Source organism: Herbaspirillum autotrophicum (genome assembly GCF_001189915.1).
GTDB lineage: Bacteria > Pseudomonadota > Gammaproteobacteria > Burkholderiales > Burkholderiaceae_D > Herbaspirillum > Herbaspirillum autotrophicum.
Genome location: NZ_LFLS01000009.1, coordinates 38355 through 50481 on the forward strand (window position 1 = coordinate 38355; position 12127 = coordinate 50481).

Genomic DNA, 12127 nt, shown 5'->3' on the forward strand with positions numbered 1-12127 from the left:
CGAAAAATGGGCCCTCAATGGCTGGCATAGGATTTGAATTAAGAAAGATTCTCAAGCGAGATAATCTGGTATCGCTGCTGCAGGCATATTCTTATGCGGCGCTGATCAGTTCCGGCTCGTGGGTCTTGTCCATCGTCGGTATTCTGATTATCGGTCTGCTCAGTTATACGGTGGTGGTGCCGAGCGAAATCATTGTCCAGTTTCAGGTCAGCATCACCTATGTGATTGCCGGCTCGCTGGTGTTTACCGGCGTCTTTCAACTGGCGTTGACGCGCTTTACGGCAGACCGTCTGTTCGAGAAAAAAACCGACATCATTCTGCCCAATTTTCATGCCGTAGCGCTGACCGTCACGGTCAGTTCCGGCGTCGTCGGCCTGCTGTGCGTAATGTTCCTGTTCCCGCAGCAAAGCGTTCTGTATCGCCTGTTGTTGCTGGCGGCATTCGTGATCATGTGCAATATCTGGATTGCCACCATCTTCCTTTCGGGGATGAAGCAATACCGCTCCATCGTCTGGCTGTACTTGCTGGGCTATGCCATCACGGTAGTGGTCGCGCTGGGCTTGCGGCAACAGGGGCTGGAAGGATTGATGGCCGGCTTCGTGATCGGCCAGGCAATGATGATGATGGGCATGATGGCGCTGATCCTGCGCAACTTCACTGCGGCCAGTTTTATTTCCTTCGAATTTTTCAACAAGCACATGTTGTACCCGTCGCTGATGGTGGTCGGTTTGATGTATAACGCCGCGATCTGGGTCGACAAGGTCATGTTCTGGTACACCGAAGAAACCAGTCAGGCCATCATCGGCCCGCTGCGGGCATCGATGATTTACGATTTGCCGGTGTTTCTGGCCTATCTGGCGATCATCCCCGGCATGGCGATTTTCCTGTTGCGCATGGAAACCGATTTCGTTGAAGACTACGATAATTTCTATCAGGCCGTGCGTTCCGATGCCTCGCTGGAAACCATTGAAAAACATCGCAACGATATGGTGGAAACCATTCGTCTCGGCATTTTCGAAATCATCAAGATCCAGGCGATCGTGACCTTGTTGCTGATTGTCGCCGGCAAAGCGATTCTGACCTGGCTCGGTATCTCCACCATGTATCTGCAATTGCTGTTCATCGATATCATCGCTGCCAGCCTGCAGGTTGTCTTGCTCGGGATTCTGAATGTCTTCTTCTATCTGGATAAACGGCGGATCGTGGTGTGGTTGTGCACCAGTCTGTTTTTCCTCAACATCATTTTTACCTGGATGTCATTGCAACTGGGGCCGAATTTCTATGGCTACGGTTTTGCGGTTTCGGTATTGATCGTGGTGCTGGCAGGCTTTGTCATGATGTCGCGTACCATGGCCAGACTCGAATACGAGACGTTCATGTTGCAGTAGGCAGGTACTGCCGGTCTCGATGCGAGGCCGGCACGGGAATATCTCTGATTGCCGATATCTCCTCTGTCGGTCCTGCCGGCGGATCGGAAATGGCAATTCATCGGCGCATGGCATGATCTCGTTGCAGCACTCGCGGCAACCTCCTGAATGACAAAACTGTCATCAAATCGTAATTTTCCCGGGGAAACTTTTTCCCTAAAATTCTTGCTTGATAAAGCCGTTCGAATTCGCGCGTTTCGTCGTCGCGAATTGAGGGGGGCGGCGCTGTCCATGGCTTTTTTGGGGGGAGGGGATCTGATGAGTTTTGAACGCATTGGCAGATATGAAATTGATCTCGACGCATTCCGTACGATTGATCAAAAAAATTGGGTGCCTTATTTGGCGATCTATCGGGTCACCACCGGCGCTTTTCAAAACGCCTGTGTTTTTCCCCGTCAGCGGGTGGTGACGTCGTCGGTGTTTGATACCAGGGAACGGGCGTTGGAAGAGGGGCGTTCTTACGCAGTCCGGAAAATTGTCGGCGGAAAATTCTGACAGGCATTTTAGCCGCCGGCACCCGCAATCGGGATGAAATGCAGGCGGTTCAACGTTTTTTGCAAGGAGTGCTAAAATCCACCTCGCACGGTCAGCAGCAGTGGGTATTTATTGCGGCCATGCGATTCGGGGGAGCCGGTTTCGGACCGGTTTGGCATTTCATCAAGAAGCAAAGTCCATCATGTCTCAAGACGGCAGTTATGCGGAGCATTGCGCAATAATCAATGACGTCAGGTATGTAATACAGACCCGGGTTTCTCATGGGCAGGATGGGAGCCGGCATGCCGAATATCAGGTGCTCAAGGACGGCCAGGTAGTCAAGCCCTGGGCGGAAGGCGATATCGGCCCGTTGTTGTGATTCTTGCAAGCCATTATCGGACGGCGTGTTCCGACCGGCTTCAGGCCAGCATATAGCGCTTGCGCATCAGCGCCGGCAGTTCCGCCGGCGGCAATGGCCGCGAAATGAAAAATCCCTGTACCTCATCACATCCCAGTTCTTGCAGCAATTGCAATTGTTCTGCGGTCTCGACGCCTTCGGCTACCATCGTCATGTTCAGCGCGTGCGCCATGGAGACCATGGCGCGAAACAATACTTCACTTTCACGTCGTTTGCCGAGCTCGGCGGTGAATGACTGATCCACTTTCAATATGTCGAGATCGAGTTTTTGCAGTTGTGACAGCGACGAATAGCCGGTACCGAAATCATCGACCAGCAATTTGATGCCGAGCCGTTGCAATGACAACAGTTCGACTGAAATGGCGTCCGTATCATCCATCATGCAAGACTCGGTAAGTTCCAGTTCTATCTGCGATGAGGCAATCGCGTACTGGCGCGTGCAGGAGGCGATCAGCGCTTCCAGATTGCCCTGATTGAGCTGTTGCGACGACACGTTGATGGAGACCGGCAGCAACGGCAGGCCTTCGTTTTTCCATTGCGCCATTTGGGCGCAGACCTTGTGGATGACCAATTCGCCGAGCCGCCCGATCAATCCTGATTCTTCAACGATGGCAATGAATTCCTGCGGCTGGATCAATCCATGTTGCGGATGTTGCCAGCGCACCAGGGCTTCCATGCTGCACAGTTCGCCACCGATGGCGGTAACGCGCGGCTGATAGTGCAGCACGAATTCGTCGCGATCCAGCGCCAGCCGCAATGCATATTCATATTCCACGCGCTGGGTCAGGCGCTGCGACAGTTCCGGCTGGTAGAAGCGCAGCCGGGTCTTGCCCTCCGACTTGGCTGCATGCATCGCCGTATCGGCGTGTTTGATCAAGGCTTCCACCGAGTCGCCGTCTTGCGGGTACAGACTGATGCCGATCGAGACGCTGGTAAGAATGTCGTCCTGCGCCGGCAGCAGGAAGGCTTCGCTGAAACCCCGCAGGATCCGCTCGGCGGTTGACCGGATCACATCGATGCTGTCCGGCGCCTCGAGAATCACGATGAAGGCATCGCCGCCGAAACGCACGCAGGCAGCCTCGGGTCCCGCCAGCGTCGGCAAGCGCTGTGCGGCGACGTGCAATAGCTGGTCACCGGTCGCATGACCCAGCGTATCGTTGATATTCTTGAAGTTGTCGATATCGAACAGCAGGATTGCGACCTGGTGCCGGCGGTCGCCGGCGCTGATCAGGATGCCGGCCAGATTGTTGTGCAACCAGTGACGATTGGGCAGTCCGGTCAAGTCGTCGCGGTTGGCCTGATTGAATAGTGCCAGATCATGCGCTTTGGCGGCACTGATGTCGCGTATGGTCATCGCCAGGCCGGATGGGGTTCGAATCATGCGGCGGTGCATCCAGTCCATCCGGAACGGACTTTGGCGGGGTACCTGATAGTCGTCTTCCAGATAGCCGCTTGCCATCGCTTGCACGAACGTCTGCAGCAGACGTTCGAAATATTCACCGTGATAAAGCGCAGACAGATTGCAAGTCATGAGTACGGTTCTGGTACTGCCCAGCAGGGACGCGCCACGGTCATTGCAATCGAGCAGATTGAAATCGATGATCTGATCATTTTTGTCGCGGATGGCACGCCACAGATAAAAGCCATCTTCGTCGTCACCGGCGGTCATGCCGCAGGCGGCTCTGGCTTTTTCCGTTTCGCGCCGTCTGGCCACCATGCGCAGCGACAGGAACATGCCGGCACAGGCCAGCAGCAACAAGCCAAACGAACCTTGCATGGCGCGCGCGCGGTACTCGCCGGCCAGTTGCCGGAAGGGGGAGAATATTTCTCTGGTGGTCAGCGCCGAGACGGCCTGCAAGGGATAGCCGGGAACCGCGTTCCAGGCCACGATGCGTTCTTCGCCATCGACAAACAGATTGCCGGGCATCCGCGTGGTGCCCCCGTCACCGCTGAAGAAGGGCATGTCCCGGTAAAGTGTCTGTTGCCGGGCGCCGCTGCCTGCGGTCGATGCCAGCAACGTGCCGCTTCTGGTGGCCAGCGTGATGAAGTCGCCCGCGCCGAGCAACATTTTGTCTTGAAAGGAAGAGAGGTAATCCGGCTCCACGGCGATGATGATCAAACCATCGAATTTGCCATCGCTGGTTGCCAGACGTTGTGCGAAACGAATCAGGGTTTTGCCGGCATCCGGACAACGCAGCGGAGCACTGATGACCATGCCCGCAGCCGTGTCAGCCGCCAGGATCGGAAAATCGGCAGCCGCAGCGAGTTGCGGGCAGCCCGCCAGCGAACTGTTGCGGAGCTGACCGTCAGGTGCAGAGAGGGCAACATACAACAGCGCCGAGGGCGGGAACAAACCATCGCGGATTTGTTGCTCAAGGCCGGGGTTGCCGTTGGTGAATGTCCAGTAAAACTGCAGGTTGCGCAATGTACGGTTGATGCGCTCCAGCGTCTTTTTGGTTTGCAGCGCATAGGCACGGGAAATATGGGTAGCTTGCCTGACGGCGTCGGCTTCAATGCCGCGTTCCCGTTCATCCAAATTGGATTGCATCATGCTCCACAGCAACGTGCCGGCAGCGAGGCAACCGAGTGGCCAGGCAAGTACGCTGAGCATGCTCTGCGCGCGCAGCGACAACGACGTCAACCGATGACGATGGGATGCGATGTCTGTCATCAAAGTGTTGGGAGTGATGGTTATTGTTCAACGGCAATGACGAATATTTTTGGCTCTCCAGCGCACTTGATGGTGAATATCGTTGGAAAATTGATTATATAGAATGCAACAAATCACTTCAGTTCCATCGTTTGCGATAAACGATGAAATAGAGTGAGATGGTGTTGTCGGGAAGCAGCGCAGAGGGGTGCCGTCGGCGCCGAAGTGGCCGGCAGGGAAGATGCTGGAAGGTTGATTTTCTGCGGCTTTGCGGTGGCCGCAGGCGCCGTGTTCAATATTGTTCGCGTTTGCAATCCCAAACACTGACGCCGAGCGCGCACCAGATCAGAAACAGGACCATGTTGGCCGGTATCCAGATAAATTGCAGCCATGTGTAATACATCAGCCAGTCGCGCCAATGTTGCGGTTGCTGCAGACCGATCAGTTCCAGCAACGGCGACGGGCCGTGTGACACCGCAAAGGATGCATATTCGATCCAGCCGGCAATGGCGATCACCGGTATCAGCAAAAAGCCCCAGAAAAACCATTGACGATACATTTTTGCTGCTGGCAGCGCCGCGACAGCGTGCGTACCGGCGCGCGTCAGACATGCTGATTTATTAGTCAAACCATTCTGCATAATGCCCCCATGTTTGCAATTTGATTTTGTGCCTGAAGCGCTCTGGTCGCGAGACGGAGACGCTTCGATGTAGCTGGACGGTTTGGAGACCGATGTTTTCTAATGATGGAAACGCACGCGCATGCCATGTGCTGGCGGTGGTCGTTGCGGTATGGCTGGCAGGGCAAGCTGAGTGCTTGCGGCAAGCGTACAAATGGTGGTCGAGCGCTTTTTCGGCATTTTGTTTTTCTCACATGAACGGAATCACCAAGGCAAGACGATACGTTTCGTATTGCATTCTAGGTGGAAAGTTACATTCGTGCAATTAAACTTGTCGAGGTGTTGTTATTGCGATATCGGGCTTGCTTGCCGGCTAGCGGCAAGTAAAGCGCAAGTTGGGAGAGGCAACGGCAGGAAGGGGAATGCGGGGTGCCCATCGCGATGGGCAGAAGGACGGGCGGTAACGGCGTTGACTGCAAACGCCGTTTCAGACTGCGATGCCGTCCAGTACCAGTTTCAGGTGCAGATTGAGTTGCTTGTCATCGATGCTGGCGTGGCGCATCAGCATGCGTGCCAGTAACGGACTGTAGAGCAGATCGAACACGATATCGAGATCCAGATCGGATTTGAATTCATGTTGCGCAATGCCTTTGCGCAGCACGGCATGGGCGGCCATGCGGCGCGGTTCCAGGTAGTTTTCATTGAACAGGCGGGTAGTGTCGTCGTCGACCTGGGCCAGTCGTATCATGTCGCAAGTAATGCGGCCGCTCTTGCCGCGATACAGGCGCGCGACTTTGCGGAACTGGGTTTCGATGGACTTGCGGGCCGAGGCCGAGTCGGGGAAGTTGACAGTCGGTCCGGCTTCGCGCAGCAAGGCTTCCATTGCCAGCACGCTCTTGTTGGACCACCAGCGATAGATGGTGGCTTTGCCGACGCCGGCGCGCGCAGCCACGCCTTCCAGCGAAAGCTTGTCAAAACCGATTTCTTCCAACATGCAGCAGGTCGCGTCCAGAATCGCGTCGTGCGTGGCCGGGTTGCGGCGCCGGCCGGTGGCTGCATCGGGCATATAGGTGAGTGAAATGATCGGGCTCCAAAATAATCGTAGCGTAGGTCTGTCTTGATATCGGTAAAGATTTAGATAACTTGAGAAATTTGACTTCGATTCCCTTCAGGTTTTCCCGGTGAGCGCGTATCAGCAGCCTGTTGTCTGGGTTGTGCGCCAACCCGGATCAGGCGCAACCGAGACGAAACGGACCGTATCTTGACGGATTGATACAAATAATGACGGCGATGCAGATCGTTTTACCTGGCCGGGCGGGTATTTGTTTTATGTCGGCATCGCCTGAATTTTTGCATATCTTCAAAATATATTGTTGATACGACAATGCAAATCGGCCGTGATCTGCAGGCCTGATTCATTTGATTTTTCTCCGAATAATTCGATTTGAATTTTTCTATTTTTTTGTTACAAAATTCTGATGAACTTTCGTTTCCATGTTGTGCCGAATCGCTGAGATCGTTGTGCGATGTGCGTTTGATTGAAAGCGCGGGGTCGTGCAGCGATCTCTCTTTTCGCGACGATAGCGTGCACGTGTTTCCCGCCGATGTACGCGTCGTCGATATTTGTCTTATCAGTGCCGTGTCTTGTACCGCACATTTATTTTCAGGAGATCACATGCTTCGCTCAGAAACCCTTTTTGGCAAACGTGAAACCAATTCGCCAAATTCACCATTCAGCGCCAATAACAATTTGACGCAACCGGGCGTGTCCAGCGTGTCGAAGACGGTCACTTCAGGTGCTGCCGGCACTGGCACCAGCAATACAAACAATGCATCGAGTGGCTCCAACGAGATGGGCAGCAAGCTTATCGTCGGACCGAATATCAAACTCAAGGGTGTGGAAATCAACGATTGCGATACGCTCGTGGTCGAAGGCCGGGTTGAAGCAACGATGGATTCGCGCGTGATCCAGATCGCTGAAAAGGGTGCTTTCAAAGGTTCTGCCGAAATCGACCTGGCGGAAATTCATGGCGAATTCGACGGCGATCTGACCGTGCGTCACAAGCTGGTGATTTATGCCACCGGCAAGGTTTCCGGCAAAATCCGCTACGGCAAGCTGGTAGTGGAAGAAGGCGGCCAGTTGAGCGGTGACGTGCAAGTCGGCATTGCGGAGCAGAAGGACCTGCTGCAAGCCAAGACCGCCTGAGTCGCGCAATTTGCTGAGTGACCGAAAGCATCGCAATGCGGTGAGACTGTGGTGTTTCGGTTGTTTTGTATTGTTTTTAAATCAAGATTTCCTGTTTGCAATCTTCTTTCCCGCAGAAAGCCGGTTTCTGGCTGTCTGCGCGGCAGGTGCGTTTGCGCCAGATCAAGCCCGGCAATTGTCCGGGCTTTTTTGTTGCTTGCGCCGAGGCCAATGCCGGCAGCGTCCTGCGGCCTGATTATGTCCAAATTTTGTGTGCTTGCCCCGGGCATGCGACAATAGCGCTTTTCGCCCGCATGCGGCTGTGTTTGCTTCTGCGGGCGAACGTGTTTTCAGAAGATAATCATGGCGCACCCGGAATATATCCTTACTCTGTCCTGTCTCGACCAGCGTGGCATCGTGCATCGCGTCTCGGGATTTTTGGCCGATCACGGCTGTAACATCATTGATTCAGCCCAATTTGGCGATGCCCAGTCCAAGCTGTTTTTCATGCGCGTGCATTTTGCATCGGAAGATGTCGCCATCAGCGATGCCGTGCTGCGCGAAGATTTCGGCGTGCTGGGCGGCTTGCTCGGCATGAACTGGCAATTGCATGACGCCGGCGTCAAGCCGCGTCTGATGCTGATGGTGTCGAAGATCGGCCATTGTCTCAACGATTTGCTGTTCCGCTACAAGAGCGGTTTGCTGCCGGTTGAAATTTCGGCGATTGTGTCCAATCACACGGATTTCTATCAACTGGCCGCCAGCTACAATATTCCCTTCCATCATTTGCCGCAGGCGGCTGGTGCTTCGACGCAAGCCAAGCAGGCGCAGGAAGCGCGCATTCTGGAAATCGTTGAAGCCAATCAGATCGATCTGGTAGTGCTGGCGCGTTACATGCAGATTTTGTCACCGGCCTTGTGCGATGCCCTCAAGGGTCGTGCCATCAACATCCATCATTCATTCTTGCCGAGTTTCAAGGGCGCCAAGCCTTACTATCAGGCGCATGACCGCGGCGTCAAACTGATCGGCGCGACGGCGCATTTCGTCACCGGCGATCTGGACGAAGGTCCGATCATCGAGCAGGGCGTGGAGCGGGTTGATCACGCCATGGGCCCGGATACGCTGACGGCCATCGGTCGCGATATTGAATCGGTGGTGCTGGCACGGGCGGTGAAATGGTTCATCGAACACCGCATTCTGCTCAACGGTCACAAGACCGTGATTTTCAACTAAGTTTCACACCGCGATTCACCGCAGGTCATGCAACTGACGATGCCGGTGCTGTTCAGCGCCGGCATCAGCCTTCATGTCACGACGGATATTGCTCGCGAATCACGCGCTTGTTGAGTTTGCCGACACTGGTGCGTGCCAGTGCCGTGACAAATTCAATCCGGTCCGGTACCCCGTATTTCGAAATGCCGCCGGCTTCCGCCACTGCCAGTACATGCTTGCGGATGGTATCGCTGTCAATCTTGCCGGCCTGATCGGCTTTCAATACCACCAGCGCCAGCGGGCGTTCGCCCCATTTGCTGTCCTTGACGCCGACCACGGCGACTTCGGCGACGGCCGGATGGCGCGCAATGATTTCCTCGATTTCCAGTGACGATACCCATTCGCCGCCTGTCTTGATGACATCCTTGATGCGGTCGGTGACTTGCAGGTAGCCGCGCTGATCGATGTTGCCGATATCTTGCGTATGCAACCAGCCACCTTCCCATAATTCGGCCGACGCCTGCGGGTTATGCAAATAACCTTGCGTCAGCCACGGCGAACGGACCACTACTTCGCCGGTGGTTTTGCCGTCATGCGGACAATCCTGCATGGCCGCATCGACCGTGCGCAGCGCCACCAGCGGCAATGGCCGGCCGGTTTTGACGCGGGTCGGAATATCGCGTTCGGTGCCGATGTCGGCGGTATCGAGCTGGGCCAGCGACAGGATCGGGCAGGTTTCCGACATGCCGTAACCGGTGAAGACATCGATTCCGAGATCGCGCGCAGTCTGGGTCAGGCTGCTGGTCATGGCCGAGCCGCCGATGATCATTTTCCAATGCGAGAGGTCGACATCCTTGCAGGTCGGCGCGCTCAGGATCATGTGCAAGATCGTCGGCACGCAATGCGAAAAAGTCACTTTTTCGGTCGCAATCAGTTTCAGGATGGTCGCCGGCACATAGCGTCCCGGATAGACCTGCTTGAGACCGGCCATGGTCGCTACATAAGGCAAGCCCCAGGCATGGACGTGAAACATCGGCGTCAGCGGCATGTAGACGTCGTCGCGATGCAGGCGTCCCTGTTGTGGCGCCAGCGCCAGGCCGGCAGTGGCGCCGAGCGTGTGCAGCACCAGTTGGCGGTGGCTGAAATACACGCCCTTCGGCAAGCCGGTGGTGCCGGTGGTGTAGAAGGTGGTGGCGCGCGCATTTTCGTCGAAGTCAGGAAATTCGCACTGGTCGTCGGATTGCGCCAGCAACTGTTCATACTCGCCGGCAAAGCCGTCCGGTGCGGCGGTGCCGGTATCGGTCAGCAATATGAATTGTTTGGCGGTGGTCAGTTCACCGCGAATCTGATTGAACACCTCCAGGAATTCGGCATTGATCAGGATGATGTCGGCCTGGGCATGATTCAGGGTGTAGAGAATCTGCTCCGGCGACAGCCGCACGTTCACGGTTTGCAGCACGCTGCCGAGCATCGGCACCGCAAAAAAACATTCCAGATAACGGTGACTGTCCCAATCCATCACCGCCACGGTATTGCCGGGCCGGATATCGCGCTGGCGCAGCAGATTGCCGAGACGCTGAATCCGCACATGGAATTCGGTATAGGTATGGCGGCGCTGATCAGCATAGACAATTTCCTGCTGTGGCGCGGTGGCCATGGCACTGTGCAGCAATTGCTTGATCAGCAAGGGGTAGCCATAGGCTTGCGGGGTTGTCTCGATGGGATGAGCGCTCATCATCTGTCCTGTTTATTTGTTTTCGCAGGCTCAGATGATAGCGCCGTTTTGCCGGGATGTAACATCCTTAGTTTCGGGCGTCTGCTTCCATGCGGGTGACGACCAGTGCGCCGTCAATTTTCTGCGCCGAGAAGAGCACTTTATCGCCGGCCTTGAACTGCGTCAGCATGGCCGGTTCGGCAACGCGAAACAGCATGGTCATTTTGGGCATGTCCAGATTGGGAATCTCGGCATGGCGGATAGTGATTTTCCCGGTGTCGGGATCGACCTTGCGGATTTCGCCGCTGACTTTCGGCAGGGCGTCCGTGGTTGCCGTCTGTTGGTTTTCGGCAGCGGTATTTTGTGCGCTGACGGGGATGGCAACCATCAGTGCCATCGCCAGCAGCAGTGGCGAGAAAAGTGAAGTCATGATGTTCCTTTCAAATCGGGTGATGCTCATGCGGGATAGTGGCGGTAGACAGTGCTGCGGCCGTCGGCCTGTACCAGCAACACGTCATAGGCATCGTTGCGCTTGCCTTCCATGCCGGGCGAGCCCATCGGCATGCCCGGCACGGCCAGCCCGACCGCCTTCGGACGTTGTTTCAGCAATTGCTGAATTTCCCGCGCCGGCACGTGGCCTTCAATGGTGTAGCCGGCCACGCGACCGGTATGGCAGGAGCCGAGCGTATCCGGCATGCCATAGCGGCGCCGGTAGACACCGGTGTCGTCGACATTGCGCGCCGTGACAGCAAAGCCATTGGCTTGCAGATGTTCTATCCAGCCGGTACAGCAGCCGCATTGGGCATCCTTGAATACTTCAATGGCGGGCGCCGCAGCAAAAGCGGATTTGCCGAACAGCAGTGCCATTGCGGCGGAGGTGAGCAGGGTGCGTCGTTGCATGGTGATCCTTAATGTTGATGAGATGAGGTCTTGCCGGCGGCAACCGTGACACTGCCTTTCATGCCGGCATCGTAATGGCCGGGCTGGAGGCAGGCGAAATTGACCAGGCCGGCGTTGCTGAAGGTCCAGATCAGGTCGCCAGTCCTGCCGGCGGCGAGGGTCAGCTGGTTATCGTCGGCATGTTCCATTTCCGGATTTTTCAGCATCGCCGCGTAATGCGCTTTGAGATCGGCATCGCTGCCAAACACCATTTCATGCCTGATCTTGCCGCTGTTGCTGATGACGAAACGAATCGTCTCGCCTTGGCGGACCTTGATACTGGCTGGCGTGAAACGCATGTTGTCGGTCATGTCGACCTTGACGGTGCGGCTGACCTGCGCCGCGCTGCCGGGCTGACCAATGGCTGCACTGTCGGCGCTGGCGCCATGCTGATGATGGCTGGCATCGGCGAGGGCGCTGCCGGCACCTGCCAGCAACAGACTGCCGAGGAGGAGTTGCAAAGGACGTGATGGGCAGATGAATTTCATT

The 12127-nt window shown here is 55.9% G+C and carries 12 protein-coding genes; 5 read left to right on the forward strand and 7 right to left on the reverse strand.

Annotated elements, in window-relative coordinates; translation table 11 throughout:
* The first annotated feature begins 17 nt into the window (after positions 1 to 17).
* From pelG to AKL27_RS28120, 3 genes are all read left to right on the forward strand, one after another.
* A complete protein-coding gene (gene pelG, locus AKL27_RS09125) occupies positions 18 to 1388 on the forward strand; it encodes an exopolysaccharide Pel transporter PelG (protein ID WP_050462499.1) in 1371 nt (456 codons plus the stop codon).
* 147 nt (positions 1389 to 1535) lie between these two features.
* Positions 1536 to 1922: a hypothetical protein gene (locus AKL27_RS27665; protein ID WP_157056862.1), complete on the forward strand. Its 387-nt coding sequence runs from the start codon at positions 1536 to 1538 to the stop codon at positions 1920 to 1922.
* 181 nt (positions 1923 to 2103) lie between these two features.
* Positions 2104 to 2280 (forward strand): hypothetical protein, encoded by a 177-nt coding sequence (locus AKL27_RS28120; protein WP_198155925.1) that lies wholly within the window; start codon positions 2104 to 2106, stop codon positions 2278 to 2280.
* Between the two features lie 40 nt (positions 2281 to 2320).
* Here the strand turns inward: AKL27_RS28120 and AKL27_RS09135 are convergent, their stop codons facing one another.
* The 3 genes from AKL27_RS09135 to AKL27_RS09145 form a co-directional block, all read right to left on the reverse strand.
* Positions 2321 to 4990: a bifunctional diguanylate cyclase/phosphodiesterase gene (locus AKL27_RS09135; protein WP_232310949.1), complete on the reverse strand. Its 2670-nt coding sequence runs from the start codon at positions 4988 to 4990 to the stop codon at positions 2321 to 2323.
* A 271-nt stretch (positions 4991 to 5261) separates the two neighbouring features.
* Positions 5262 to 5597 (reverse strand): hypothetical protein, encoded by a 336-nt coding sequence (locus AKL27_RS09140; RefSeq protein WP_232310950.1) that lies wholly within the window; start codon positions 5595 to 5597, stop codon positions 5262 to 5264.
* Between the two features lie 478 nt (positions 5598 to 6075).
* Complete coding sequence (locus AKL27_RS09145; protein ID WP_083438951.1) at positions 6076 to 6654, reverse strand: TetR/AcrR family transcriptional regulator; 579 nt, start codon at positions 6652 to 6654, stop codon at positions 6076 to 6078.
* A gap of 609 nt (positions 6655 to 7263) precedes the next feature.
* Between AKL27_RS09145 and AKL27_RS09155 the strand changes: the two genes are divergently transcribed.
* Together AKL27_RS09155 and purU are read left to right on the forward strand one after the other, a co-directional pair.
* Positions 7264 to 7794: a bactofilin family protein gene (locus AKL27_RS09155; RefSeq protein ID WP_050462503.1), complete on the forward strand. Its 531-nt coding sequence runs from the start codon at positions 7264 to 7266 to the stop codon at positions 7792 to 7794.
* Between the two features lie 342 nt (positions 7795 to 8136).
* Positions 8137 to 9006 (forward strand): formyltetrahydrofolate deformylase, encoded by an 870-nt coding sequence (gene purU, locus AKL27_RS09160; RefSeq protein WP_050462504.1) that lies wholly within the window; start codon positions 8137 to 8139, stop codon positions 9004 to 9006.
* Between the two features lie 76 nt (positions 9007 to 9082).
* Here the strand turns inward: purU and AKL27_RS09165 are convergent, their stop codons facing one another.
* The 4 genes from AKL27_RS09165 to AKL27_RS09180 form a co-directional block, all read right to left on the reverse strand.
* Positions 9083 to 10720, reverse strand: a complete 1638-nt coding sequence (locus AKL27_RS09165) for a fatty acid--CoA ligase (protein WP_050462505.1) — start codon at positions 10718 to 10720, stop codon at positions 9083 to 9085.
* A 67-nt stretch (positions 10721 to 10787) separates the two neighbouring features.
* Positions 10788 to 11129, reverse strand: coding sequence for a copper-binding protein (locus AKL27_RS09170; RefSeq protein WP_050462604.1), 342 nt, complete (start codon positions 11127 to 11129; stop codon positions 10788 to 10790).
* A gap of 26 nt (positions 11130 to 11155) precedes the next feature.
* Positions 11156 to 11599, reverse strand: coding sequence for a DUF411 domain-containing protein (locus AKL27_RS09175; protein ID WP_050462506.1), 444 nt, complete (start codon positions 11597 to 11599; stop codon positions 11156 to 11158).
* Positions 11600 to 11607: 8 nt separating this feature from the next.
* A complete protein-coding gene (locus tag AKL27_RS09180; RefSeq protein WP_050462507.1) occupies positions 11608 to 12126 on the reverse strand; it encodes a cupredoxin domain-containing protein in 519 nt (172 codons plus the stop codon).
* Position 12127 lies beyond the last annotated feature (1 nt).

Coding starts and splice junctions, on each gene's coding strand:
- AKL27_RS09155 (WP_050462503.1), top strand. CDS start 7,264: ATGCTTCGCTCAGAAACCCTTTTTGGCAAACGTGAAACCAATTCGCCA.
- AKL27_RS09145 (WP_083438951.1), bottom strand. CDS start 6,654: ATGCCCGATGCAGCCACCGGCCGGCGCCGCAACCCGGCCACGCACGAC.
- AKL27_RS09165 (WP_050462505.1), bottom strand. CDS start 10,720: ATGAGCGCTCATCCCATCGAGACAACCCCGCAAGCCTATGGCTACCCC.
- pelG (WP_050462499.1), top strand. CDS start 18: ATGGCTGGCATAGGATTTGAATTAAGAAAGATTCTCAAGCGAGATAAT.
- AKL27_RS09170 (WP_050462604.1), bottom strand. CDS start 11,129: ATGACTTCACTTTTCTCGCCACTGCTGCTGGCGATGGCACTGATGGTT.
- AKL27_RS28120 (WP_198155925.1), top strand. CDS start 2,104: ATGTCTCAAGACGGCAGTTATGCGGAGCATTGCGCAATAATCAATGAC.
- AKL27_RS09135 (WP_232310949.1), bottom strand. CDS start 4,990: ATGACAGACATCGCATCCCATCGTCATCGGTTGACGTCGTTGTCGCTG.
- AKL27_RS09180 (WP_050462507.1), bottom strand. CDS start 12,126: ATGAAATTCATCTGCCCATCACGTCCTTTGCAACTCCTCCTCGGCAGT.
- purU (WP_050462504.1), top strand. CDS start 8,137: ATGGCGCACCCGGAATATATCCTTACTCTGTCCTGTCTCGACCAGCGT.
- AKL27_RS27665 (WP_157056862.1), top strand. CDS start 1,536: ATGACAAAACTGTCATCAAATCGTAATTTTCCCGGGGAAACTTTTTCC.
- AKL27_RS09175 (WP_050462506.1), bottom strand. CDS start 11,599: ATGCAACGACGCACCCTGCTCACCTCCGCCGCAATGGCACTGCTGTTC.